The sequence below is a fragment of the Methylobacillus pratensis genome (genome assembly GCF_054072455.1).
In genome coordinates this window covers 684,839-710,420 of sequence record NZ_JBSUSR010000001.1, presented here as the reverse complement: position 1 = coordinate 710,420, position 25,582 = coordinate 684,839, and the positions used below count along the sequence as shown (strand labels likewise).

Annotated in this window: 21 protein-coding genes; 18 read left to right on the top strand and 3 right to left on the bottom strand. The window is 57.1% G+C overall.

Going from position 1 to position 25,582, the window contains the following annotated elements; genetic code table 11:
* Window positions 1-74 precede the first annotated feature (74 nt).
* Window positions 75-2,483: a TonB-dependent receptor gene (locus tag ACW4YW_RS03195; protein WP_457136231.1), complete on the bottom strand. Its 2,409-nt coding sequence runs from the start codon at window positions 2,481-2,483 to the stop codon at window positions 75-77.
* 187 nt (window positions 2,484-2,670) lie between these two features.
* Here ACW4YW_RS03195 and htpG point away from each other — a divergent pair, with 187 nt between their 5' ends.
* The 12 genes from htpG to ACW4YW_RS03135 all read left to right on the top strand — a co-directional run bounded on the left by htpG (window position 2,671) and on the right by ACW4YW_RS03135 (window position 13,563).
* The gene (gene htpG / locus ACW4YW_RS03190) at window positions 2,671-4,557 is read left to right on the top strand and encodes a molecular chaperone HtpG (protein WP_457136230.1); all 1,887 of its coding nucleotides are present in this window, start codon (window positions 2,671-2,673) and stop codon (window positions 4,555-4,557) included.
* A 340-nt stretch (window positions 4,558-4,897) separates the two neighbouring features.
* Window positions 4,898-5,515 (top strand): 30S ribosomal protein S4, encoded by a 618-nt coding sequence (rpsD, locus tag ACW4YW_RS03185; protein ID WP_309564805.1) that lies wholly within the window; start codon window positions 4,898-4,900, stop codon window positions 5,513-5,515.
* A gap of 318 nt (window positions 5,516-5,833) precedes the next feature.
* The gene (locus tag ACW4YW_RS03180) at window positions 5,834-5,989 is read left to right on the top strand and encodes a hypothetical protein (protein WP_457136229.1); all 156 of its coding nucleotides are present in this window, start codon (window positions 5,834-5,836) and stop codon (window positions 5,987-5,989) included.
* Between the two features lie 142 nt (window positions 5,990-6,131).
* The gene (locus tag ACW4YW_RS03175) at window positions 6,132-6,806 is read left to right on the top strand and encodes an energy transducer TonB (RefSeq protein ID WP_457136228.1); all 675 of its coding nucleotides are present in this window, start codon (window positions 6,132-6,134) and stop codon (window positions 6,804-6,806) included.
* A 50-nt stretch (window positions 6,807-6,856) separates the two neighbouring features.
* Window positions 6,857-7,606, top strand: a complete 750-nt coding sequence (locus tag ACW4YW_RS03170) for a MotA/TolQ/ExbB proton channel family protein (RefSeq protein WP_457136227.1) — start codon at window positions 6,857-6,859, stop codon at window positions 7,604-7,606.
* Window positions 7,603-8,028 (top strand): ExbD/TolR family protein, encoded by a 426-nt coding sequence (locus ACW4YW_RS03165; protein ID WP_457136226.1) that lies wholly within the window; start codon window positions 7,603-7,605, stop codon window positions 8,026-8,028. The genes ACW4YW_RS03170 and ACW4YW_RS03165 overlap by 4 nt, the downstream gene beginning before the upstream one ends.
* Window positions 8,029-8,362: 334 nt before the next feature.
* Entirely contained in the window at window positions 8,363-10,843 is a 2,481-nt protein-coding gene (locus tag ACW4YW_RS03160; protein ID WP_457136225.1) for a glycogen/starch/alpha-glucan phosphorylase, read from the top strand.
* A 77-nt stretch (window positions 10,844-10,920) separates the two neighbouring features.
* Window positions 10,921-11,601, top strand: coding sequence for a DUF4197 domain-containing protein (locus ACW4YW_RS03155; protein ID WP_457136224.1), 681 nt, complete (start codon window positions 10,921-10,923; stop codon window positions 11,599-11,601).
* Between the two features lie 86 nt (window positions 11,602-11,687).
* A complete protein-coding gene (locus tag ACW4YW_RS03150) occupies window positions 11,688-12,248 on the top strand; it encodes an RBBP9/YdeN family alpha/beta hydrolase (RefSeq protein ID WP_457136223.1) in 561 nt (186 codons plus the stop codon).
* Between the two features lie 138 nt (window positions 12,249-12,386).
* Window positions 12,387-12,758, top strand: coding sequence for a glyoxalase superfamily protein (locus ACW4YW_RS03145; protein WP_457136222.1), 372 nt, complete (start codon window positions 12,387-12,389; stop codon window positions 12,756-12,758).
* 3 nt (window positions 12,759-12,761) lie between these two features.
* Entirely contained in the window at window positions 12,762-13,094 is a 333-nt protein-coding gene (locus tag ACW4YW_RS03140; protein ID WP_457136221.1) for a DMT family transporter, read from the top strand.
* A gap of 61 nt (window positions 13,095-13,155) precedes the next feature.
* Window positions 13,156-13,563, top strand: a complete 408-nt coding sequence (locus ACW4YW_RS03135; protein ID WP_457136220.1) for a hypothetical protein — start codon at window positions 13,156-13,158, stop codon at window positions 13,561-13,563.
* 47 nt (window positions 13,564-13,610) lie between these two features.
* Here the strand turns inward: ACW4YW_RS03135 and ACW4YW_RS03130 are convergent, their stop codons facing one another.
* Window positions 13,611-14,786 (bottom strand): diguanylate cyclase, encoded by a 1,176-nt coding sequence (locus ACW4YW_RS03130; RefSeq protein ID WP_457136219.1) that lies wholly within the window; start codon window positions 14,784-14,786, stop codon window positions 13,611-13,613.
* A gap of 267 nt (window positions 14,787-15,053) precedes the next feature.
* On the opposite strand from ACW4YW_RS03130, the gene ACW4YW_RS03125 reads away from it, so the two are divergent.
* The 4 genes from ACW4YW_RS03125 (at window position 15,054) to ACW4YW_RS03110 (ending at window position 20,556) form a co-directional block, all read left to right on the top strand.
* A complete protein-coding gene (locus ACW4YW_RS03125) occupies window positions 15,054-15,563 on the top strand; it encodes a sigma-70 family RNA polymerase sigma factor (protein ID WP_457136218.1) in 510 nt (169 codons plus the stop codon).
* A gap of 36 nt (window positions 15,564-15,599) precedes the next feature.
* The gene (locus ACW4YW_RS03120; protein WP_457136217.1) at window positions 15,600-16,550 is read left to right on the top strand and encodes a FecR domain-containing protein; all 951 of its coding nucleotides are present in this window, start codon (window positions 15,600-15,602) and stop codon (window positions 16,548-16,550) included.
* Window positions 16,551-16,728: 178 nt separating this feature from the next.
* The gene (locus ACW4YW_RS03115) at window positions 16,729-19,992 is read left to right on the top strand and encodes a TonB-dependent receptor domain-containing protein (RefSeq protein ID WP_457136497.1); all 3,264 of its coding nucleotides are present in this window, start codon (window positions 16,729-16,731) and stop codon (window positions 19,990-19,992) included.
* Window positions 19,993-20,301: 309 nt separating this feature from the next.
* On the top strand, window positions 20,302-20,556 hold the full coding sequence (locus ACW4YW_RS03110) for a FecR/PupR family sigma factor regulator (protein WP_457136216.1): 255 nt from the start codon (window positions 20,302-20,304) through the stop codon (window positions 20,554-20,556).
* A gap of 100 nt (window positions 20,557-20,656) precedes the next feature.
* Here ACW4YW_RS03110 and ACW4YW_RS03105 read toward each other — a convergent pair whose 3' ends face one another.
* Window positions 20,657-20,809 (bottom strand): hypothetical protein, encoded by a 153-nt coding sequence (locus ACW4YW_RS03105; RefSeq protein ID WP_457136215.1) that lies wholly within the window; start codon window positions 20,807-20,809, stop codon window positions 20,657-20,659.
* On the opposite strand from ACW4YW_RS03105, the gene purL reads away from it, so the two are divergent.
* Together purL and ACW4YW_RS03095 are read left to right on the top strand one after the other, a co-directional pair.
* Complete coding sequence (gene purL / locus ACW4YW_RS03100; RefSeq protein WP_457136214.1) at window positions 20,808-24,701, top strand: phosphoribosylformylglycinamidine synthase; 3,894 nt, start codon at window positions 20,808-20,810, stop codon at window positions 24,699-24,701. The genes ACW4YW_RS03105 and purL overlap by 2 nt on opposite strands.
* A 123-nt stretch (window positions 24,702-24,824) precedes the next feature.
* Window positions 24,825-25,304 carry an ankyrin repeat domain-containing protein gene (locus tag ACW4YW_RS03095; protein WP_457136213.1) on the top strand — a complete coding sequence of 160 codons (480 nt, stop codon included), beginning with the start codon at window positions 24,825-24,827 and terminating at the stop codon, window positions 25,302-25,304.
* The last annotated feature ends 278 nt before the right edge of the window (window positions 25,305-25,582 follow it).

The following is a 25,582-nucleotide window of genomic DNA, read 5'->3' as shown; positions in this document are numbered from 1 at the left end:
CCAAGCGCGGCCATCACCGCTCAAGTGGCACGATAAGGCAGGGCAACAACGCCGGCAGGATTTTGTGAGCGGCTCTAAAAGTCGTAGCGCAGGCTGGCGCCAATGGTGCGCGGCTGGCCGGCCGAACCGACATAGAGGTTGCTGCCCGCATTGGTGACGCCGAGGAAATAGCGCTTGTCCAATAAATTCTTGGCCCATAGCGACAAATCCCAGCGGTGCTTGCCGCTGGTTACCCGCAAGCCGGTGCTGAAGTTGAGGATGCCGTATCCGGCAATCTTCGAGTATTCCGAGTTGTTGACGTCGCCATAGTTTTCGGAGCGCCAGCTGTATTGCGCATTTGCGTAGTGCTCAAGGTTGTCGCCTGGATTCCAGCGCAGGTGGGCGGCGGTGCTGAATGCCCAGCGCGATGCGCCGTTCACCCGGTTGCCCGCGATGCTGCGCGTGCCTTTGCCGTAACCGCTGTCGCTGGTGCCGCCGGGGCCGTTGAATTCCTCGGCCGGGGTAGGGGCGGTGCCGCGGTCAAAGCTGGCGTCGGTGTAGGCGCCGCTCAGGCTGAGGCTGAGGTGCTGGTTGACCCGGGCACGCAAATCCAGCTCCGCCCCCTTGCTGGTAATGTCGCCTACATTGGTGAGCAGCGCGGTATAGGTGCCGTTGATGGCGGTTCCGGTAATGGTTTGGTAATCCTTGACCTTGGTCAGGAATATGCTGGCATTGGCGACCAGGCGCTGGTTCAGCCAGCTCGACTTGATGCCGAATTCGATGTTGTTGGCTTTTTCCGGGTCTATGTTCAGGGCATCCGTGCCCAGTACCGCGCCAGGCGAAGCCACGCCATTGGTGTTGAAGCCGCCGGATTTCTCGCTGTAGGAGTAGGTGGCGTAGCCAAGCACGCGGTCATTCAGCCAGTAGCTCGCGGTCAGCAGGCTGGAAAGGCTTTCATCCTTCTGGCGTTGCACGCCGGTATCGTAATGGTCGAGCAGGGGAGAGAGGATCGGCGGCAGCGGGGTAATCTGGTTTTGCACCACTCTCGCTTCTTTTTTCTCCACGGTGGCGCGCAGGCCCGCGGTCAGGTCGAGTTTTTCCGTCAGGTGCCAGGTGCCTTGGCCGAAAAGCGCATAGCTGTGGGTTTTGGCGTAGCCGGAACCGGAAAAGGCCGAATTGTCGGGGTAGATGGTGGTCAGCGCGAAGGCGTCCGGCCCGGTGATGTACTGCTCGTGGTTGGAAATGTCCTGATAGTAGTAATAAGCGCCCGCCACATAGTCGAACACGTCGCTCAGGGGCGAGGCCAGGCGTATTTCCTGCGAATATTGCTTGTGGCGGGCATCGACGCCGCCGTTGATCGCAAACAGGTCGGTGCGGTCGAGGTCGTTGTCTGGCTTGAATTGCCATTGCCGCCAGGCGGTGATCGAGGTGAGGGTGTAGCCGTTGAAATGCCAGTTGGCCTCTGCCGAGAGGGCATCCTGGCTGGTGCGGGTGCGCTGCCTGCCGTCCAGCGTGACCTTATAGTCCTTGGGGTCGTAGGCGCGATTGGATGCGCCCTCGCCGTTGGCGTGGGTGATGGCGTCGGTGGCGTTGGAGCCTGGAGTGCCGGCAGGCGTACTATGAGAGTAATCTGGTCGCAGAATTGGTTGTAATGTATCTGGATCAAAACCGTCAAAAATGAAAGTAGTAGGATTGGGCGTCCACGGCCCACGGCTATAAGGCACCAGGGTGCCGGTGCTGGAATCTTCCTCGTTGTGCTCGGCAATCAGGCGCAGGTCGAATGACTCGCTGGGTTGCAGTAGCAATTGGCCGCGTGCGCCGGTGCGGTTGATCTCGTTGAGGTTCTTGCCGTCGTAGGTGTTCTTCACCCAGCCGTCGTCATGGGTTTTGTAGGCGGCAATGCGAAAGGCCACGATCTCGTTGATCGGCTGGTTGAACATGATCTTGTATTGCTCGAAGTCGCGCGACCCATAACTCACTTCCGCCGAATATTCCGGCTTGAAAACCGGCTTGCGGGTGGTGATGTTGAGCACGCCGGCGGTGGTGTTCTTGCCGAACAGCGTACCTTGCGGGCCGCGCAGCAGTTCGGCCTGCTCGATATCCAGCAGGTCGAATACGGCCAGGCCGGGTCGGCCGAGGAATATGTTGTCGAGATAAATGCCGGCGCTGCCTTCCAGCCCCTCGTTGGCCGGGTTGTTGCCTATGCCGCGGATGGCGATGCTGGACTGGCGCGGATGCAGGAATTGCGCCGTGAGGCTGGGCATGAGCTGCGGCAGGTCCTGCAATTGGTAAATCCTGCTGGCTTCCAGTTGTTCGCCCTTGACCACGGATACGGTCGCGGGGACGTCCTGTTCCTTCTCGAGGCGCCGTCTGGCAGTCACGCTGGTGGCTTCGAGTTCCTGGATTTGCTCGGTATCGGCGGAAGGCGGTTCATCATGGGCATGGCTGGGGCTGGACGTGGCGATGAGGGCGAGCATGCTGCCGCCCATGATGCTGTACTTCAAGACTGGAACTCCCTTGTGAGGTTGGCAGGATCGCCATCTCGTTAATGACCACTGTATGGCTTATTTTGATGATTTTTTACGTATTTTATATCTAAATGCCGGCGCTTGATGCCAGGCGCTTGAAATTTGTTAAGCAGTCCTTATATAGGGAGCATTGTCGTTCAACTGCATAACGGGAGTTAGCAAGATGTCCACAGAGACACTACAAAAGGAAACGCTGGGTTTCCAGGCCGAAGTCAAACAGCTGTTGCAATTGATGATTCATTCGCTCTACAGCAACAAGGAAATCGTAGTGCGCGAGCTGATTTCCAATGCCAGCGACGCCGCGGACAAGCTGCGGTTCGAGGCGCTGGCGGATAACAGCCTGTACGGCAATGACAGCGATCTCAAAATCCGCGTCAGCTTTGACAAGGAGGCGCATACCGTCACCATTTCCGACAACGGTATCGGCATGAGCCGCGAGGAAGTGATCCGCAATATCGGCACCATTGCCAAGTCGGGCACCAAGGAATTCTTCCAGTCCCTCACCGGCGACCAGGCCAAGGACGCCAACCTGATCGGCCAGTTCGGCGTCGGCTTCTATTCCGCGTTTATCATTGCCAGCAAAGTGACCCTGACCACCCGCCGTGCCGGCAGCAACGAGGCCGTGCGCTGGGAGTCGAGCGGCGAGGGCGACTACACGCTGGAGCCTGCCGACAAGGAAAGCAGCGGCACCGACATCGTCCTGCACCTGCGCGAGGGCGAAGAAGAGTTTCTCAACGACTGGAAGCTCAAGTCCATCATCCGCAAGTATTCCGACCACATCACCCTGCCCATCGTCATGAAGAAATCCGAATGGAAGGATGGCGAGCAGGTGGCCACCGATGAGGACGAAACCGTGAACAAGGCCTCCGCCTTGTGGGCGCGCAGCAAGGGCGATATTTCCGAAGAGGAGTACCAGGAGTTCTACAAGCATGTCTCGCACGATTTCGAGAATCCGCTGACCTGGAGCCACAACCGCGTGGAAGGCAAGCAGGAATATATTTCCCTACTCTATATCCCATCCAAGGCGCCGTTCGACCTCTATGACCGCGAGCGTCAGCACGGCATCAAGCTCTACGTGAAGCGCGTGTTCATCATGGACGATGCCGAGCAGCTGATGCCGCAATACCTGCGCTTCGTGCGCGGCGTGATCGACAGCGCCGACCTGCCGCTCAACGTTTCGCGCGAAATCCTGCAGCATTCCAAGGACATCGACGCGATCAAGACCGGTTCCGTTAAGCGCGTGCTGGGCCTGCTGGAGGACATCGCCGAGAACAAGCCGGAAGAGTATGCCAAGTTCTGGAACGAATTCGGCCGCGTGCTGAAGGAAGGCCCGGGCGAGGATTTCGCCAACAAGGAAAGGATCGCCGGCCTGCTGCGCTTTGCCAGCACCCATGCCGATAGCGACGAGCAGGTGGTGTCCTTCAAGGACTACATCGGCCGCATGAAGGAAGGCCAGGAAGCCATCTACTACATCACCGCCGATAGTTTTGCCGCGGCGCAGCATAGCCCGCACCTGGAAATTTTCCGCAAGAAGGGCATCGAGGTATTGCTGCTGTCCGACCGGGTGGACGAATGGCTGCTGGGCAGCCTTACCGAGTTCGACGGCAAAAAGCTGCAATCCGTGGCCAAGGGCGACCTCGACCTGGGCAAGCTGGAAGACGAGGCCGAGAAGGAGCAGCAGAAAAAGACCGAGGACGAATACAAGTCCCTGGTCGAGCGTATCCAGTCCACCTTGGGCGACAGCGTGAAGGAAGTCCGCGTCACGCACCGCCTCACCGATTCCCCGGCCTGCCTAGTAGCGGGAGAGAACGACCTATCCGGCAACCTCGAGCGCCTGCTCAAGGCCGCAGGCCAGAAGACGCCGGGCAGCAAGCCTATCCTGGAGATCAACCCGGATCACGGCATCGTGCAGCGCCTGAAGGCGGTGTCGGACGACGCCAAATTTGCAGACTGGTCGCACCTCCTGTTTGACCAGGCCTTGCTGGCGGAAGGCGGCCAACTGGAAGATCCCGCTGCCTTTGTGCGCCGCGTGAATGCCATGCTGGCCTAAATAAGCGGCCAACAAGCTCTCTGTTGCTATGCCTTGCCGTAGTGCTTGCGGCAAGGCGTCTAGCCGGGAGCGGTTTGGAGTCTGGGTAGCCGTTTTTAGTTAACCGGCGAGCCATCGAAAAACCGTCATTGATGCTTGGTCAATGGCGGTTTTTTATTGTATAATCCGCAGCTTCGCGTAAATCCTCGGGCGTATGCGAAGTTTGTAGTGTGCAGGTATGCCATGCCTTGAGGCGTGGTGATAGCGTCGAGCTATCCATCCCGAACATGATTGCCGGGGTGCAGGAAGCTATTTGTCAGGTCAGCCTGATCAATCCAAACTATTGAAGGAGTTTTAAAGAATGTCTAGATTCACCGGCCCACGTCTTAAAGTAATGCGCGCACTTGGTATTGATCTGCCTGGCTTGTCTCGCAAGACCATCGAGGCGCGTCCAACCCCTCCTGGCCAGCACGGCGCCAAGAACACACGTCGCAAGAAGTCCGACTTCGGCGTCAAGCTGCAGGAAAAGCAAAAGCTGCGTTTCAACTACGGTCTGTCCGAAAAGCAACTGCGCCGCCTGGTGGTGGATGCGCGTAAGGGCAAGTCCCCTACCGGCGAAACATTGCTGCAACTGCTGGAGCGCCGCCTGGACAACGTCGTGTTCCGCGCTGGTTTCGCACCGACAATTGCCGCTGCACGCCAACTGGTTTCCCACCGTCACGTCTTGCTGAACGGCAAGTCCGTGAACATCCCGTCCATCCGCTTGCGCGTAGGTGACGAGATTTCCCTGAAGGCCAGCAGCACTAAACTGCCTATCGTGGTAGAAACATTGGCCAACCCGCCTTTAATCCGTCCAGAGTGGATCACTTGGGCAGAGCAGGCTCAGCAAGCCAAGGTTGCCCACTTGCCAGCAGCGGAAGATGTTCCATTCCCTGTTGACGTTCAACAGGTTGTTGAATACTACGCAAACCGTCTGTAATTTCTTCGACGGAATCGAAAAGGCCGCTATTGCGGCCTTTTTTATTTTCTGCGGCAATTTGACGCAGCGTATATGAAAGCTATAAGCAAGAAATAATAAGAATCGTGCTTAATTAGCTGCTAGAATGCGTATTATTCTTGACTGCATATATGAGAATAGTTATCATTTTTCGCTCTTGTTGCAAGGGTAGCCTTGCATCATTGACTGCAACCCCAAACAACGAGCGGGATAACGATGAAGACAGCGAACAATTGTAGGCGTGTAGTGCTTGCTGGAGCTGAAGGATGCAGGGTGTTGTACTGTGAGGAATGTAATGTCATGGAAATTGAAGTCGGTGCGTTGAGTTTGCGCCTGGAAGACCACGCGTTTAACTCATTTGCTGAAATGATTCAGGAAGCGGCGACCCGATTGGCAATATACAGTGCCAACAAATCTCATAGTCAATACACTACCAGCATCAAAAATGTCCATTGAGTCTTCACTTGCACGCCTTTCAAAAGAGCAATATGTTGAGGGGCAATTGAGTCAAAAACCAACTCGCAATTTAGTTCCAAAACGGGTTTTCCGAGAACAAGACACACAGGATTTTTCTGCCAAGGCGCTGATCGCTACCATAGTGATCCATGCAGCCGTGTTTGCCACCTTGATCGCCGTTTCCACCAGGGAGCCTCACCAGGAAGAAGCCGCGCCGCCTATCATGGTGAGCCTGGTGAAAAGTCCGGAACCTATTCCCGAGGTAGCGATTACCGAGCCGGAGCCGCAACCCAAGCCGAAACCACCCGAGCCCAAGCCAAAACCTAAGCCCAAGCCAAAGGTGGTGGACAAGCCTGTTCCGATCGAGGCTCCCCAGCCTGTTGAACAGGTGGAGGAGGTAAAGGAGGAAGTGTCCGAGCCGCAGCCTCAGGAAGTCAAGCAGGCGCCTTCGCAAGCGCCGGTACAGGATAAGCCCGTGGTGGCCGAGAAGATAGAGCCGGTCAAGCCGCCCGAGCCCAAGGACCAGCCTATTCCTGAAGTGGCGATCAGCGGAGTTTCATACTCGCACCAGGAAATTCCTGTTTATCCCGCCATGTCGAGAAGGCTGGGGGAGCAAGGCGTCGTGATGTTGCGCATCCTGATTTCCGAAGCAGGTGTGCCTGAGTCGATCCAGATCGAGACCAGCAGTGGCTCGGAGCGATTGGACAAGGCAGCGCTGGAGGCAACCAAGAAGTCCAGGTTCAACCCGTACAAGCGTAACAACAAGCCGATGAAGGTTTCCGTGATTGCCCCAGTACGGTTCTCCATCTCGGATTAAGCAAGTTCAACCAGGTTAGTCATACTTTAAAATTATAGGATTAATGCAATATGGAAAATGCATACGAATTTAGCAGCTTGGATTTCATTCTGGACGGCGGTCCGGTTTCCATTCTGGTTGCAGTCGTGCTTGTCTTCATGTCGGTAGCAAGCTGGTATCTCATGGTCATCAAGTTCTACCAGGCTTTGACCATCCGTAGCGCTAACCGCGAGTACAACAATAATTTCTGGCAGGCATCCTCGATCGAGTCGGCATTGCGCCACAAGAGCGGCGAAACCATCGTTTCCCGCGTGGCAAACCAGGCAGTGGACGCCGCCGAGCATCACCAGGCCCATGTCGCCAGCAATGTCGAAGAGGCTTGCAACAAGGACGAGTTCATTGCCCGCGCCATGCGCCGTCAGATTTCCACTGAAAGCGAGCGCTTGGATTACGGCCTGACCATGCTGGCGTCGGTAGGCAGCGTGGCACCTTTCGTCGGCTTGTTCGGTACGGTATGGGGTATTTACCACGCCTTGGCGAGCATCAGCCAAAGCGGTCAGGCGACGCTGGACAAGGTGGCCGGCCCGGTTGGCGAAGCCTTGATCATGACCGCGCTCGGCCTGGCTGTGGCGATTCCTGCGGTGCTGGCATACAACGCGCTGGTACGCCGCAACCGCCTGATCCTGGGCGAAGTGGAGGGGTTTGCCAATGACCTGCACATCCTGCTGACCACCGGCGCTCCATTGAACCCTAGCAGCAAGACCACCCCAGGCGCCGCCGCTGTCCGTAGCGGTGCCAAGCTGAAAGAGGTGACGGCATGATGGCAGGCGGCGGAATCGGCGGCGGGGAGGGCAACAGCCGTCCCATGTCCGAGATCAACACCACGCCGCTTGTGGACGTGATGTTGGTGTTGCTAGTGATCTTCATCATCACCGCCCCCTTGCTGACGCATGCGGTGAAGATCGATCTGCCGCAAGCGACGAGCCAGCCGTCCCCGGAGAAGCCGGATATCATCGATGTCGCCATCGATAGCGCAGGCACTATGTACTGGAACGACCAGACCCTTACGCTCGAAGAGCTGAACGTGAAGCTGCACGAGGTTGCCAACAAGGACCCGCAGCCGGAACTGCATATCCGCGCTGACAAGGAGACACGCTACCAAGTGCTGGCCGAGGTCATGGCCTATGCACAGAATGCGGGCGTGCAGAAGCTGGGATTCGTGAGCGATCCCACGCCGAAATAAAACCTGCAGGACTGAAACACTAAAAAGCCGGGCATTCCCGGCTTTTTTGTTTTGCTTCGGCCATATCGCTTTCCTGAGCCAGTAGGGAAGAAGGGAAGATGTTTTCGCAATCGCTGTTCAACTTTTTGCCACTATTGTAGTCTTGTAAAAGAGTTCACCTGTTGTGGGCGTGATGGATTGTCCTGCGCGCAATACTGCTCCTAGAGTGGCCTGATTTTTGCTGGTTGAAAATTAGCGCATCAAGTTCGCAAGAATTTCATGTTGACCATTCAATATGGGTTCCTGCACTCAAGCCAACGGGTGGCATTTTGTAAACTCACACGGAAAGACGCCAATGACCGCTGAAAAAGAACCCAAAAAGCCCAAAGCCTCCACGCCTGTGATTACCACCGAGAAAACCCCGATTGCCCAGGCACTGCAGAACCATTTGATCTTTTCTGCATTCAAGACCAGCGAAGCTTCGACGCCGCGCGACTGGTATGTGGCGACCGGATACACCATCCGCGACCATGTGGTCGAGCGCTGGGTCAAGACCGCTGAAGCGTACAACGCCCAGGACCCGAAACGGGTGTATTACTTCTCGCTGGAGTTCCTGCTTGGGCGCATGATGCAGAATGCTGCACTGAATCTGGGCATCGAGGGCGAGGTGCAGGAGGGCTTGAAGACATTAGGGCACAAGCTGGAGGATGTGGTCGAGCTGGAAAACGATGCTGCGCTGGGCAATGGCGGCCTGGGGCGCCTGGCCGCGTGCTTCCTCGACTCCATGGCGAGCATGGATATCCCGGGTACGGGTTATGGCATCCGCTACGAATATGGCATGTTCCGCCAATCGATCAGCCAGGGGCAGCAGGTGGAGAACCCGGACAACTGGCTGCGCTACGGCAACCTCTGGGAGTTCCAGCGGCCGGAAAGCCAGTATCCGGTGAGGTTCTATGGCAAGGTGGTGGAATTCCCGGCTGCCAAGGGTACGGAATACCATTGGGTGGATGCGGAAAGCGTGCTGGCCATTGCCTACGACATGCCGGTGCCCGGCTACGATACGGAAACCGTGAATACCCTGCGCTTGTGGTCCGCCAAGGCGGCGCGTGAATTCGACCTCGCGCACTTCAATGAGGGCAATTACGAGAAAGCCGTCGAGGAGCGCAATGCCTACGAGAACATTTCCAAGGTGCTGTACCCCAATGACACTTCCGTGCTGGGCAAGGAGCTGCGCCTGAAGCAGCAGTATTTCTTCGTCTCCGCTTCGATTCAGGACATCCTGCGCCGCTTCCTGGCCAAGCATGACGATTGGAGCGTGCTGCCGGACAAGGTGGCGATCCAGCTCAATGACACCCATCCCGCCATTGCGGTGGCCGAGCTGATGTACCAATTGGTGGACGTGCACCACCTCAACTGGAACAAGGCCTGGAAAATCAGCGAAAAGGTGTTTGCCTACACCAACCACACCCTGATGCCGGAAGCGCTAGAGACCTGGCCGGTGGAGATGTTCGGCAGGCTGCTGCCTCGGCACCTCGGCATCATCTATCGCATCAACCATGAGTTCCTGCAGATGGTGAACCACAAGTTCCCAGGCGAGACCGATCTGCTGACGCGCGTTTCCATTATTGATGAAGAGCAAGGGCGCCGCGTGCGCATGGCGCACCTGGCCGTGATCGGCAGCCATACCGTGAACGGGGTGGCTGCATTGCACAGCGAGTTGTTGCGCTCCACCTTGTTCGCCGATTTCAACCGTATCTTCCCGGGGCGCTTCATCAACGTCACCAACGGCATCACGCCGCGGCGCTGGCTCAACCAGTGCAATCCCGGCCTGACCAGTCTGCTGGAAAGCGTCATCGGCAAGGATTTCCACCATGATCTCGACAAGCTGCGCGCGCTGGAACCCTTGGCTGATGATGCCGATTTCCGCAAGGCGTTCCATGCGGTCAAGTATGCCAACAAGCAGCGCCTTGCCAAGCGGATTGAACAGGTAACAGGCGTCAAGCTGAACCCTGCCGCCTTGTTCGACGTGCAAATCAAGCGTATCCACGAATACAAGCGCCAGCTGCTGAATGTGCTGCACATCGTGACCTTGTACAACCGCATCCGCAGCGGGCAGGCCAAGGACGTGACGCCGCGCGCCGTCATTTTTGGCGGCAAGGCGGCGCCTGGCTATTGGCTGGCGAAGCTGATCATCCGCCTGATCAACGACGTGGCCTCCATCGTCAACGAGGACCCTGCCGTGGGAGACAAACTCAAGGTGGTGTTCTACCCGAATTACGAGGTTTCGGCGGCGGAGCTTTTGTTCCCGGGCAGCGACCTTTCCGAGCAGATATCCACTGCTGGCACCGAGGCATCGGGTACCGGCAACATGAAGATGGCGCTGAACGGCGCCCTCACCATCGGCACGCTGGATGGCGCCAATGTGGAAATCCGCGAGGAAGTGGGGGAAGACAATATCTTCATTTTCGGCCTGACGACGGAACAAGTGGCCGAAGTGAAAGCCAACCATTACAACCCATGGGACTATTACCACGGCAATCCCGAGCTGAAGCAGGCGCTGGACATGATCACCAACGGTTTCTTCTCCGTGGATGAGCCCGATCGCTATCATGCGATCGGCGACGCCTTGTTGAACAATGGGGATCAATACCTGCTGTTGGCCGATTACGCGAGCTATATCGAAACCCAGGATGCAGTGGGCAAGCTCTACAAGGACAAGGATGAGTGGAACCGTCGCGCAATACTCAATGTGGCGCGCATCGGCAAGTTCTCCAGCGACCGTACCATTGGCGAATACGTTGAGAAAATCTGGCGCGTCAAACCGGTGCAACATTAAACGGTAATACTGTGCGCATGCTTCGCCGATGAGGTTAAAATGCGGTGAGAACCTCAATTCACCATCTAGGAGGAGCCATGCGACATCTTGTGACTGCATTATCATTCGTTGTTTTTTCCGGCCATGCCGCTGCGCTGGACCTGGGCAGCATTAGCAATGCCGATGCCAGCCAGGGCCTCAAGCAGGCATTGGTGCAAGGCGCCGAGCGCGCGGTCAGCCAGCTAGGGCAGGCAGGGGGCTTCCTCAATAACCCACAGGTCAAGATTCCCCTGCCTGAATCCATGCAGAAGGCCGAGAAGGCCATGCGCATGTTCGGCATGGGCAAGCAGGCGGACGAACTGGTGCTAAAGATGAACCAGGCAGCGGAAGCCGCGGTGCCGGAGGCCAAGACCTTGCTCGTGAATTCGGTCAAGCAGATGAGCGTGCAGGATGCCAAGGATATCCTGACCGGCGGGCAAGACTCCGCCACGCAGTATTTCCGCAAGACCACTTCTGCGCCGATGGCGGAGAAATTCCTGCCCATCGTGAAAAAGGCGACGCAAAACGTCGACTTGGCGCAGCAATACAACAAGTTTGCCGAAATGGGCAGCAAATACGGGCTGGTCAACAAGGACCAGGCGAACATCGAGCAATATGTGACCCAGAAGACACTGGACGGCGTCTATCTCATGATGGCGGAAGAGGAAAAAGCCATCCGCCAGGACCCGATGGGGCAGGCCAGCAACTTGCTCAAGAAGGTGTTCGGCGCTGTCAAATAACCTTGTTTTTACTGTTGTGCTGGGCTTGAGGGAGAACTAAAGCCCAGAAAGTGTTCTAACCACATATTTGCAGTGTGGGGAGGAACATGCAAGCAGGGACTGTCTATATCATCCATGGGTACCAGGCTTCGCCGGAAAGCCACTGGTTTCCATGGATCAAGAACGCATTGGAACAGCAAGGCTTCAAGGTCACGGTGTTGGCGTTGCCTGCGCCCGACCATCCTGATATCGAGCGATGGCTTGATTGCCTGCGCACCCATATTACCCAGCCGGACCAGCATACCTTTTTTATCGGGCACAGCCTGGGTTGCATCACCTTGCTGCGTTATCTAGAGCAGCAGGAGCGGCCAATAGGCGGCATGGCATTGGTCTCGGGATTTGCCGAGCCGTTGAGCTTCCTGCCGGCGCTGGACGCGTTCACCGCGGCGCCGCTGGATGTGGAAAAACTGATCGGGCTGGCGCCTAGGTGCATCGTGCTCGCCGCCCAGGATGACCATATCGTGCCTTACCCCTATTCGTTGCGCCTGGCGGAAAAGCTCGACGCGGATTGGGAGTTGTTTGAACGGGGAGGCCACTTTATGGCGCAAGACGGTTTCACCGAGTTTCCTGCGCTATATGACGCCATTGTCAGCATGCGCGAACAATAGCGGCTAACAAAACATTCCTGGCGTCGTTGCCCTGCCTTTGTCGTACTGTTTGTACTGCGTGCGGCAGAGCGCCTGACCGGGAATGTTGAGCTGAGTTTTGTCAGCCGTACTAAGCCACACTGCAAGAAGGAGGGAGCAATGAAAAAAATCACCCAGCCTGTCGTTCCGGCGGTACGCGTCGCATCCTATGCGCTGAGCAAGCCGTACTATGAAAAACTGGGGTTCCGTGAATTGTGGACGCACCAGTTCGAGCCTGGATTTCCCTTTTTTGCCGCGATTGCCCGTGGCGACATGCAGATATTCCTCACTGAGCATACCGGCGATTGCGCCTTTGGTGCGCTGGTGCATTTTTATGTGGACGACGTCGATGCGGTGCATGAGGAGTTTGTAGAGCAAGGCTTGCACATTACCGAGCCACCCGGCAACGACCTGGGCCCGACCGTGCGCAATATGCTCATGGTCGATCCAGATGGCAACCGGCTGAGCTTCATCACCGTGACGGAACTGTGATAGATGCAGCACTGGACTTACCTGGGGATCGCCATCCTGGCCGAGGTGGTCGCAACCTCGGCGCTCAAGGCCAGCGAAGGCTTTACGCAATGGCTGCCCAGCCTGCTGGTGATCGTCGGCTACGGGCTGGCGTTTTATTTTCTCGCCTTGACGCTGCGCAGCATCCCGGTCGGGGTGGCCTATGCGATCTGGTCGGGGCTGGGCATCGTGCTGGTGTCGGTGATTGCCTTGGTGCTGTATGGGCAGAAACCCGACCTGCCCACCGTGATCGGCATGGTGTTGATCATTACGGGCGTCGTGGTGATGCAGTTGTTTTCCAGGACGGCGGGACATTGATGGACGTTTGCCGCTTGATCGATAAACGGGGCCTTGCCCTTGTGAATGAAAGGAATGGATTGTGGCCGCACCATGGCTGACTGTATTGAAGGTGGTTCCCTGGATCGAGGTGATCCGCAAGGCGCCCGAGATTGCCGAGGGCGCCAGGAAGTTCTGGCAGGCCGTATCCGGCAAGCAGCAACAGCCCGAACCCCAGGTGTACGATGTGCCTTATAGCGAGCTTGGGAGCGATGACGACAAAGAGGCCCGCATCCAGTCGCTGGAAATGCGGATTGCCCAATTGCAGACCCAGATGGTGGAATCCTCGAAACTGCTCAAGACCCTGGCGGACCAGAATGAGCAATTGGTCGCCAAGCTGGAGGACGGCCGCCGCCGCGTTGCAAGGCTATCGAGGATCGTGGTGGTGCTGGTGATCGCCATGCTCGCGTTTGCAGCATGGATTTGGCACCTGCCGCCCTTTGTTGCTTAGCCGCTCCTTGCTGCCAGCCTTTTGTGCTGAAATTACAAGGCCAGGCTTCAAGCCGCTTGCGCCGCCGTGATGCGGTTGCGGCCATGGTGCTTGGATTGGTAGAGCGCTGAGTCGGCTTGTTCCATGAGCTTGTGCAGCGAGCTGCCAAGCTGTTCGCTGGCCGTAACTGCGATGCCGATGCTCAAGGTCACGGCCAGGCCGTCATGCTTCAATTTGTCAGTTGCTTGGGCAAACGCCTTCTGCAGCCGTTCGGCGACATCCCTGGCTTCCTTTTCGCCGCTCGAGGGCAGGATGATGACGAACTCGTCGCCGCCATGGCGCGCAAACAGGTCGGAACTGCGCAATTGGTGATGCACGATGTCCGCGAAGCTGCGCAGCAGTTTATCGCCGAATGCGTGCCCCAGCTGGTCATTGACTTGTTTGAAATGGTCGATGTCCACCAATAGCAAAGCCGTGAACGGATGATCGTCGGAGTGGCGGCGCATGGTATTGTTTTCCACGGCGGCCCTGAGCCCTTCGCGATTGAGCGCGGCTGTGAGCGGGTCCCGCAAGGCGCGGCCGATCCAGTTGCGGTTGATGCGCTCCATGATCATGAGCAACATCGACATGTTCCAGAGCGGGCCGATGCCGGCTGCAAGCAGAATCATCCACATATTGATGCCGCCGGGGGAAAATATCGATTCCCCTCCCAGATGGTGGGTCAGGCCGGCCAATACCCGCATGCCAAAAACCAGGGCCGCCAGCGTGAATATCCCGGAAACCAGGTAGGCCGAGACGATATCCTCCTCGCGTCCAATGCGTTGCGTGATCTTGGCGACGCGCAACGCATAGTACCCGCAGGCGATCGAGCTGAGCGCAGTCCTCTCGCCATAGTAATAGTCCGCGTCCTGCATCAGCAGGAACAACCCGGCCATCAAGCCCAGGAATAGCAAATGCGGCCGCCACGACATATGGCGGTGGTGCAAGCGTTGTGCTGTGGCCATCAGCAGGAAGTAACCGGTGATGGCGAGCATGTTGGCTACGACGATGCTGTAAAAATCGGGAACGATGTCGCGGAAAGTCAGCAGCAGGATGCCCGAGCCCGTGCATAGGTTGCTGATTCCCCAGTATTTCAGCCAGCGGTCGAAACGTCCTGTCATGGCGAGGATGGACAGCACGACACCGGTGGTCGTGGCGAACAAGCCGACTAGGAAATAAATGGTTTTGACATCGAGCTGCAGCATCTCTGCGGGCAATAAGCCTATTGGGAGCAGGTGATTATAGCGGCTTATCCTTGAAAAATCTTAGCGTTCGTCGCGATTGCGTGTTCTATTCAATGCGACAACTGACAATGTGGTTCTTTGATTGGCTGTTTATAGCCAATTGGTGGTTATGTGTGGTTGTTTTCAGCCTAATGAAAAGTCATTTTACTGATTATTTATTTAAAATCATGGTGTTATTGCTTTGGCATTGAAATTGCAGGTAAAAAGTGAATATACCAGGTACACCAAATGCCACAAGATTCACTCTGCAAACAAGGCGTCATCCAGCTGCTGTATCAGGAGCATCATGCATGGCTGCGCGCCTGGATCAACAAAAAGCTCGGCGGCCACAACAGTGCCGCAGACCTCGCGCAGGATACGTTCCTCAGCCTGTTGCTCAAGGCCGAGCTGCCGGTATTGCATGAGCCTCGTGCCTATCTCAGCAGGGTCGCCCATGGCTTGATGGTCGACCACCTGCGCCGCCGAGATTTGGAGCGCGCGTATCTCGAAGCTTTGGCGCAATTTGCGCCTCCCGAGGTCGGCTCCCCTGAAACCAGGGCGATGGTGTTGGAACTGCTGATCAAGCTGGACGTCATGCTGGACGGCCTGCCTGTCAAGGTGCGGACCGCCTTTTTGCTGTTGCAGCTGGAAGGCCTCAGCTACGCTGAAATTGCAAAGCAGCTGGGCGTGACGACCCGCACTGTCGGCAACTATGTCGCCAAAGCCATGCTGCAATGCATGGTGCTGCTCGAAGAGTAATGCGATGGAATCGCAGCGCCGCGTATGAACCCTAGCATGGGAAAGCCAACGCCCGCCATGCAGGCCGCTAGCGTGTGGTACGCCAAGCTGGCCTCAGGCGAAAATAACGAACAGGCGCAACACGCCTGGCGCGCTTGGCTGGACGCTGATCCCGCCCACCGGCAGGCCTGGCAGCAATTGGAGCGCGTGACGCAACACTTCGGACAAGTGCCGCGCGAGGTCGGCATGGCGACACTGCAATTGCCGCCAGTGACAGACCGCCGTCAGGTCATCAAGCACCTGGCCCTGTTCCTGACTTTCAGCGCTACGGGTTTATATGCCTATCGCGAGCGTCCCTGGCGCGGCATGCTGGCAGATGCCAGCACCAAGGTCGGCGAGCAAACCCAGCTTGCCATGGAGGATGGCACCCGACTGCACCTGAATACCGATACCGCCGTCAACGTGCGGTATTCCAGTACCGAGCGGTTGATCGAGCTAGTACAGGGCGAGATATTCATCGAAACCGCGCAAGAACCCACCGGCAATTACCGGCCGTTCAAGGTTCAGACCCGACATGGCGAGGCGACTGCGCTTGGGACCCGCTTCAGCGTGCGCGACTTTTCGCACAAGACCAAGGTCGCCGTGTTTGATGGTGCGGTCGCAATCCGTCCTCATTACTCGACGGATTCGCCGCAACGGATCGATGCCGGGGAATCCATCGAGTTCACCGGCCGCAAGTTCTCGGAAAAGCTCACAGTGCGGGCCACGGACATGGCCTGGATCAATGGCATGATCGTGGTATATGCCATGCGCCTGGAAGACTTCGTCCAGGAGCTGGCACGCTACAAAACCGGCATATTGCGCTGCGATCCCGCTGTGGCCAATTTGAAGATATCAGGCTCTTTCCCGATACGGGACATGGAATCCGTCCTGCAGACATTGGAACGCAGTCTGCCTGTGAGGGCGGAGCGCTTTACCCGGTTCTGGGTCACACTCGTCGCCACATGACGCAGAATAATTAAAAATTTTTAAATATTGCTTTCCGGATTTTCATTTTCATTCGGCATAGCAGCAAAACAAACATTTTGCTGTGAAGCGGGAGGGGAAATTGAAGAACGGATACAGTCACGATCGAGCCCGGCATAAAGCTGCGTTGATCATCACCAATGCGTTGCTGCTGGCGTTCATGGCCTGGCATGGCGCATCAGCCGACGCGGCCGAGCCGCTTAACAAAAGCATCCCGAAACAAGCCTACGATATCCCGGCAGGCGACCTCAGCGATACCCTGCCAAGCTATGCCGCGCAATCAGGCGTATTGCTGGGATTCGATCCCAGACTGACCCAAGGCAAGCGCAGCCCTATGCTGCGCGGCCGATACAACGTCAACGAAGGCTTTGAGGCGCTGCTGAACGGAACCGGGCTGGAGGTCGTGCAGGATGCGCAAGGCCGGTATCAACTGCAGAAAGCCGTTCCTAAAATAGAAGACAGACTTCCTGGCGAAAAGACGTCCTTTAATGTGGATACCGTTGAAGTCCGGGCCAAGCGCTTCTATGAAATCGGCCCCATGCCGGGGCTGGGGCTCGCCAAAGAGCAGATTCCGGGCAATGTGCAAAGCATTAGTGCCCAGGAGATCCGTGACTCGAACGAACTCAGTTTAGCTGGGCTGCTCAATTCCAAGTTGCAGTCGATCAATGTCAATGATTACCAGGGCAATCCCTTCCAGATGGATGTCACCTACCGCGGCTTTACTGCCGGCCCCCAGCTTGGTACGCCGCAAGGCTTGTCTGTATTTTTTGATGGTATCCGGGTGAATGAACCATTTGGCGACGTCGTCAACTGGGACATGATTCCCCTCAATGCGCTGGCCAGCGTCGATGTTTTTCCAGGATCCAACCCAATTTTTGGACTTAATACCCTGGGCGGGGCAATGTCTGTCAGGACCAAGAGCGGTTTTGATGGCGATGTGCTCTCCGCCAAGCTGACAGGCGGTTCTTTCGACCGCAAGCAGTTACAGGTGGAGGCTGGTGGAAGCAATGGAGCCTTGGCCGGCTATGTCGCTGCCAATATTTTCGATGAAAATGGCTGGCGCGATAATTCGCCTTCGCGCGTGAACCAGTTTTTCGGCAAGACGGAATGGCGCAACGATAGGCTGAAACTCGGGCTTTCCTCGCTGTATGTCGGCAATGACCTCGTTGGCAACGGCATGATTCCAAAGGAATTGTATGACGAGAGGCCCGAAAGCGTATTTACTTCCCCAGACGAAACCAAGAACCGGCTGCTGCAATTCCAGATATCGGGTGCCTTTGATGTGTCGGACACGTTCAATATTACGAGCCAGGTATATCATCGCAGGAGCAAGCGCCGGTCCGTCAACGGAGACTTCTACCAGGCTTTCCCTGAGATGGTGGGAACCTACGACTTTGGCAGGGATAGTTCAACGCCGAGCAATAACCTGCCTTTGTGCCAGTATCAGGACTTGGACGGAAACGGAATATGGGATACGACAAACGGCTCGCCCTGGGGCACGCCGCTTCCCCCGATCAATAATCCTACCGATGCCCCTGGCGTATGCAATCCGTCGACCAGGCAGGCGATAGCGGAAGCATTGAAAATGCGTAACGGCGCCAACGGCGACCTTGGCTATGGTGGGAACGGCACCGGCGTCGTTAACGGAACGCCGATTGGGCAGATTGACACGACATCGATTGACCAGATCACCAACGGCGGCGCGCTCCAGTTCAACTGGAACCTGGAGAAGCACAGGTTCATGGCGGGAGCATCGTTCGACTCGGCCTATGCGGATTACAGCAGCGTGTCGCGCTTGGCTCTGATCGACGCTTCGCATCATGTTTATCTCGATCCGGACAATATTTCCCCCGAGTTCTATGCGGCTTCGCATGACATTACCAACAATGCCTTCGATGGAAGCTCGAGAACAGCCAGTCTTTATTTCAGCGAAACCTGGTCTCCGGTGCAGCAATGGAATTTTTCCGCCTCGGCCAGGTATAACAAGACGCATATCACCAACAACCTGAAGTCCCGTACTGCCGCAGGCTTTGCCGAGCTGCACAACCTCAAGGATTTTGCAGCAAACCCTGACATTATTCTGTGCCAGGATCCGGCCAACTGCCCGACCGAGCCCAATGCGACCTCAACAATTACCGATGATGCGCGGGAAAGCGGTTTGAACGGCTATTACCGCCCCAACGGCAATTTCGGAAGCCGTTCCACCTTGGACGGCCATAAGGAAAAATTTTCCTATTACTCTCTCAACCCGTCGCTAGGCGTTACCTATTCGCCGACCATGAACCTCAACATATACGGCAACTGGAGCCAGGGAACGCGGGCGCCTTCCGTCATCGAACTGGGCTGCGCCTACAGCAGCGACCCGGAACTGCAAAGTGCCGGTGCGTGTACCCTGCCGTCCCAGCTTTCTGGCGACCCTTATTTGCCTCAAATCAAATCTACGACCAATGAGCTGGGGATTCGCGGAGTATTTGCCAATAACTGGAAATGGAATTTGAATGTCTATCAGACCGACCTGAAGGACGACATTTATTTCACCAGCCTGTCCTCATCGCGCAATTATTTCGACACGATCGGGGATACGCGCCGCAAGGGACTGGAATTCGGTTTATCGGGAAGCGCAGGGCGTGCCGACTTTTCCTTGAGCTACAGCCTGACTAGCGCTACTTTCGAAAGCCCGTTCCATATGTTCAACCTTTCCAACAGCAGCACCAATTTCGACCCGAACGACGGTGTCGGCCCTGGCATGTATGAATATATCGAGGACGACAACGGCGGCTATCACCTCGCATTCCCCAAGAATCCGGCGTATTACAACAAATATGGGCTATCCAGCTTCCGGCAGTACAAGGTCGAGCCCGGCAGCCGCATGCCTGGCATTCCGCTACATAACCTGAATGCCTCCGTCAATTTCCATATCACCGACCGTTGGGATATCGGCCTGAGCATGATCATGCGCTCGAGCGCCATAGCCCGCGGCAACGAAAACAACGAACACCGAAAAGGCCCTGCCGCACAACAATTGGGGCAGATTGCCGCAAGTTGCTATCCGGCATTCGACCCGGTCACCGGGGATTTCACGGGTTATTTCCAATGTGATGAACAGCCTTCTACCACGGTCGGCCAGCCTTACTATCAAAAAGGTACGACGCCAGGCTTTGCCGTATTCAACCTGACGACCACCTACAAGCTGGACAAGGGCCTGACGCTAGGATTGCGGATTAATAATATTTTCAACCGCGAGTATTACTCCGGCAGCCAGCTTGGAGCCAATCCATTTTCGCCATCCATCAATGGCGCGATTGGTCCCAGCGGGTTCAATTACAACTCAAGGGACTGGCAAAACACCAATTTCGTCGCGCCGGGCGCACCCAGGGCGGCTTGGCTGACATTGACTTATGAGTTCGATCCAGGCAATCGGTAACATTTTAGGTTGGCTGCGAATGGTTATATATAACCATTGTTTGGTTGTTTGTAGCCATTTATTTGCAGCATAAAAAATTATTTTTTAAATTTAATTTAATAAAATTATGTTGTTATAGGTAATTCTCGAGTGGAATGAATTTTGCGAAATAAAAATGCGTATATCGAACACACCTATAAACGGAGGCGGGAGAGTATGGATGAGGAAGCCGTTTTAGATGCATCATTGCCACTGATGTCTGCAATTAGGCCGCTATCGGACAAGGCAACCATGGGATGCTGCATGCTTTTGCAGCCAGCGCCTTAAGGCATGCCGTCCATCCCCGAAACAAATCAGCTCGCGGATAGCCAGCCCCTGTCCCTGGAGCCTGATTCAAAAGCACTCTTGCAAGCGGCAGACTGGTATATTCAATTGCAGGCAAAGGAATGTACAGAAGTAGATCGCACCACGTTCAATGCATGGCTGGCGCAAGATGCATCTCATGCCGTGGCTTATGGCCGCATCGAAAAAATGTGGGCCAACCTGCATGACGTCAGTCCCAATCCAAGAAACGGCACTGAGTGAGGCAATATCTCTAGCACCTTTGCTGCTGTATCGCGTGTTTCATTCTTCTATGACATGGGCTTTTCTTGGCCTGCTTTGCCGGGCACGCTTTTGAAACTGGTCATTCTTCTGGGCGTTTTTCCTCTTCTCGCTTGGTAACTGAACATGTTGTCTTGGCAGCGGCAGAAGGCTGATTATCCTTAATCCTCAAAGCAGTAAGGCGGGGCATAATCTGGTAAAATCCCGCTTTTGCCATCACTTCGAATTTCTTCATGTCCAGCCCAATGATCAGTCTTCGTGGCAGTGCCGCTTTATCCCCGTTCCGTATCGAGAAAATCCTGGCTGCGCTCAAGGGTGCAGCGCCGCGCATTACGCATTTGTACGCCGAATTCTGGCATTTCGCCTGGTCTGATCAGCCTTTGAGCGATGCGCAGCAGGAGGTGTTGAAGCAGATTCTCACCTATGGGCCGCGCATGAGCGAGGAAGCGCCGGCAGGGGAGTTGTTCGTAGTGGTGCCGCGTCCGGGGACGATTTCGCCCTGGGCTTCGCGCGCGACGGACATTGCGCGCCATTGCGGCATCGAGGCCATCCAGCGCCTGGAGCGCGGCATTGCGTTTTACGCTGCCACCGCGGATGGCAGCCCGCTCACGGATACGGAAAAGGCTGCATTGCGCCCCTTGATCCATGACCGCATGACAGAGGCGGTGTTCGCCGCCCTGGAAGACGCGCAAAAGCTGTATCACACGGCAGAACCTGCGCCCTTATCCACGGTGGATATCCTCTCGGGCGGCAGGGCGGCACTGGAAGCCGCCAATGCCGAAATGGGCCTGGCGCTTTCCCCGGACGAAGTGGATTACCTGGTGGAGAATTTCCAGCGCATGGGCCGCAACCCGACCGATGTCGAGCTGATGATGTTCGCGCAGGCCAATTCCGAGCACTGTCGCCACAAGATTTTCAATGCGGACTGGGTGATCGACGGCGTGGCCCAGGCGCAATCGCTGTTCGGCATGATCCGCAACACGCACAAGCTCAACCCCGGCAAGACCGTGGTGGCTTATGCCGACAACGCCTCCATCGTCGAGGGCGGCAAGACCAAGCGCTTCTATCCGCAGACGGACGGCCAATACGGCTTTGTGGAGGAGGACATGCATTTCCTCATGAAGGTGGAAACACATAACCACCCGACCGCGATTTCGCCGTTTGCGGGTGCTGCGACCGGCGCAGGCGGGGAAATCCGCGACGAGGGCGCGACCGGTTCCGGCTCCAAGCCCAAGGCAGGGCTGACCGGCTTTTCGGTGTCCAACCTGCATATTCCCGGCTTCAAGCAGCCGTGGGAGCAGAACAACGGCAAGCCCGGCCGCATCGCCTCGGCGTTGCAGATCATGGTGGACGGCCCGTTGGGCGGCGCGGCGTACAACAACGAATTCGGCCGCCCGAACATCGCCGGTTATTTCCGTACGCTGGAACTCGAGGCGGCAGGGGAAATCCGCGGCTATCACAAGCCCATCATGCTCGCGGGCGGCGTGGGCAATATCTCGGCCAAGCATTCCAAGAAAAACCCGATTCCTCCGGGTGCGGCGCTGATCCAGCTCGGCGGCCCGGCGATGTTGATCGGCCTTGGCGGCGGCGCGGCATCGAGCATGGATACCGGCGCGAACACCGAGAACCTGGATTTCGACTCCGTGCAGCGCGGCAATCCCGAGCTGGAGCGCCGCGCGCAGGAAGTCATCGACCGCTGCTGGCAGTTGGGCGATGAGAACCCGATCCTGAGCATTCACGACGTGGGCGCGGGCGGCATTTCCAATGCCTTCCCTGAACTGGTGAACGACGCGGGTGTGGGCGCGAGGTTCCAGTTGCGCGACGTGCATAACGAAGAGCCCGGTATGGCACCGCGCGAGATATGGAGCAACGAGGCGCAGGAGCGCTACGTGATGGCGGTGCGCAAGGAGGATTTGCCGCTGTTCGCCGAAATCTGCGAGCGCGAGCGCTGTCCGTTCGCTGTTGTCGGCGAGGCGACCGAGGAAAAGCACCTGACCGTGGCTGACAGCCACTTCGGCAACAACCCGGTGGACATGGATTTGTCCGTGCTGCTGGGCAAGCCGCCGAAGATGACGCGCGACGTGACACATGTAGCGCGCGAGCTGCCCGCTTTCGACCATTCCCGCATCGACCTCAAGGAGGCCGCGCAACGCGTGCTGCGCCTGCCCGGCGTGGCGGACAAGACCTTCCTCATCACTATCGGCGACCGCACGGTGACCGGCATGATCGCACGCGACCAGATGGTCGGCCCGTGGCAGGTGCCGGTGGCTGACGTGGCGGTGACGCTGGATGGCTTCGAGACCTATCGCGGCGAATCCTTTGCGATCGGCGAAAAGGCGCCGCTGGCGCTGATCGATGCGCCTGCTTCCGGCCGCATGGCGATTGGCGAGGCGATCACCAATATCGCCGCCAGCCTGATCGACGATATTGCAGAGCTCAAGCTTTCCGCGAACTGGATGGCGCCTGCGGGGCATCCGGGCGAGGACGCCGCCTTGTTCGATACCGTCAAGGCCGTGGGCATGGAGCTGTGTCCGCAGTTGGGCATCAGCATCCCGGTCGGCAAGGATTCCATGTCCATGAAGACCGTGTGGGAAGAGCGTAACGAGAAGAAAGCGGTGACCGCGCCGATCTCGCTGGTGGTGACGGCGTTCGCGCCCACGCCGGACGCGCGCAAGACCCTGACGCCGCAATTGCGTACCGACCTGGGCGATACCCGCCTGATTTTGATCGACCTCGGCGCGGGCAAGAACCGCCTGGGCGGCTCCGCTCTGGCGCAGGTATACGGCAGCGTGGGCAATGCCGCGCCGGACCTGGATGACGCGGATAGCCTCAAGCATTTGTTCAATGCGGTGCAGAAGCTGAACCGCGAAGGCCGCGCGCTGGCCTACCATGACCGTTCAGACGGCGGCTTGTTTGCCACCGTGGCGGAAATGGCGTTTGCCGGCCGCACGGGCCTGGAGCTCGATATCGCCAGCCTGGGCAGCGATGCCGTGGCGGCGCTCTATAACGAGGAGCTGGGCGCGGTATTGCAGGTGCGCGCCGCCGATGCGGACGCCATCGTTGCCGAACTACGTGAGACCTTGGGCGGAAAGGTGCATGTGATCGGCGCGCCAGCCAGCCATGGCGATATCCTGATCCATCAGGGAGGCAGGCTGGTGTTTGCCGAGAGCCGTGTGGAGTTGCACCGCGCCTGGTCGGAGACGACTTACCAGATGCAGAAGCTGCGCGACAACCCGCAATGCGCCCAACAGGAATACGACCGCTTGCTGGATGAGCGCGATGCCGGCCTGCATGCCAAGCTTAGCTTCGATCTCAACGAGAATATTGCCGCGCCTTATATTGCGACGGGCGCACGCCCTAAGATGGCGATCCTGCGCGAGCAGGGTGTCAACGGACAGGTGGAGATGGCGGCCGCATTCGACCGTGCAGGCTTTACTGCTTTCGATGTGCATATGAGCGACATCATCAGCGGGCGCGTCAGCCTCAAGGATTTTGCCGGTTTCGTCGCCTGTGGCGGATTCTCTTACGGGGATGTGCTCGGTGCCGGCGAAGGCTGGGCCAAGTCCATCCTGTTCAACCCGCGTGCGCGCGACGAGTTTTCCGCGTTCTTCAACCGTACGGACTCGTTTGCGCTGGGCGTGTGCAACGGTTGCCAGATGATGAGCAACCTGCACAGCATCATTCCGGGTGCCGAGCATTGGCCGCATTTCGTGCGTAACCGTTCCGAGCAGTTCGAGGCGCGTGTCGCCATGGTGGAAGTGCTGGAATCGCCATCGCTGTTCTTCAGCGGCATGGCCGGCAGCCGCATGCCGATAGCCGTGGCGCATGGCGAGGGTTATGCCGAGTTCGCCGATACGGCGGCGCAGCAGCGAGTGCAGGCGGAGCAGCTGGTGACGCTGCGCTATGTCGATAACAACGGCGCCCCGACCGAAGTGTATCCGTTCAACCCGAACGGCTCGCCCAAGGGGATTACCGGCCTGACTACCGCCGATGGCCGTTTCAGTATTATGATGCCTCATCCTGAGCGGGTTTTCCGCACCGTGCAGCATTCATGGCATCCCGATGGCTGGGGTGAGGATGGGCCGTGGATTCGTATGTTCCGCAATGCCAGGAAGTTCATCGGCTAGCGGTCAACAACGGGTACGAGATGTGCGTTAGGCTATGAGGTGCGGAGGCGATGTCTTCGCGCCTCGCAGCCTCAACAATAATAAGCACACTTAATTAAATGATGATTACTATGGAGAAGTCGCATGAAGAAGATGTTGAAAGTTATCCTGGCAACGTTGGTGCTGGGCTGGGCCGTGATGGCCCATGCCGAGGATCCCCAGGTCGAGTACACCGACGCCATCGGCAAGGGGGATATGAAGGTTGTGAAGAAGTACTTCAACAACCCTTACAAGGTCGATGAATTGTTCTTTGCCTGGACCGGCCTTGAAATCGCGGCCAACAAGGGCCAGTTGAATGCCGTGAAATTCTTTATCGAGAACGGTGCCGATGTGAACTACAAGCACCCGATCACCAAGATGACCGCATTGCACCTGGCTGCCTATCAAGGCAACAAGGAGGTGGTCAAATACCTGATCGACCATGGCGCTGACGTCAATGCCAAGCTGCGCGGGAATGTCTCCATCATCCGCGCCTTGAAGGATGAGGGACGTACCGACATGGTGGAGTTCCTGACCGCTGCCGGCGCCAAGAACGACGGCTGCCAGGAAGAGAAGTGCCATTGATCTAGCATGGTTGCAAACGCCATGTCAGGCATGGCTTTGCTTACTGCATGTTAAATGCCGGACTTGTTCCGGCATTTTCATTTCGTGCGGGGAACCTAAGAGCCTGTTCAAAGTCTTTTTATGGGATACGTTGCTCCGTCAAGGCAGCCGAAGCAAGGCGCAAACCGCAGACGTGCTCATTGCCCGGCGAGGATTTGCAACGCAGCAGCAGCTGCCTTGACGGTTCAACCCACAGGGCATGACTTGAAAACGCGCCCGCTCTGCGTTGCAGTCCTTGG